Source organism: Acinetobacter sp. RF14B (assembly GCF_006864105.1).
Taxonomy (GTDB): Bacteria; Pseudomonadota; Gammaproteobacteria; order Pseudomonadales; family Moraxellaceae; genus Acinetobacter; species Acinetobacter lwoffii_C.
Map to the genome: position 1 here is coordinate 1 of NZ_SMTB01000229.1, position 538 is coordinate 538.

General features: G+C 45.5%; 1 protein-coding gene. It reads right to left on the reverse strand.

What is annotated here, in order from left to right; translation table 11 throughout:
• On the reverse strand, positions 1–538 hold a 538-nt coding region (locus E2K52_RS14655), incomplete at both ends, for a fimbrial protein (protein ID WP_151205711.1).

Genomic DNA, 538 nt, shown 5'->3' on the forward strand with positions numbered 1-538 from the left:
TGTTAGTTTTTACATAACCAGCAGTTGCTGTTTGGTCTGCGACGGCACGAACGTAAGACGCTTTAAAATCATAAACAGCAGATTTTGTCGTTGCATCCAGGGCTTTAGTATACACATCGCCAGGGTTGTTAATTTGAACCTGTTTGATAGTGGAACCATCAATATTGTGCAGAGCGATATTCACGCCGTCAGACGGGTTGTTAATAGACATGTCGTTGTTCAGCGTTCCTTTGCTATTACCAAAGAAAACAGAACCGAAGGTCATTTTAGCTGTACTACCTGGATTCGGATTTGCTTTGCTGCAGTCAACGGTGATGCTGAAAGGTTTGGCTTTAGCGCCAACGGTGTCATTCAGCACGCCAGCATCGATTTCACCAACAGTTGCAGTTTGCAGCAGGATCAGACCATCTTTATTACCGCCGTCAACGCGGGTTTCACAGGTGTTATCAACAACCAGACCACTGATATTTAACTGACCACCATCCATATCAGCAGAAGCAGTACCTGCAACCATTGCCAGCATAAGACCAGACAGGGC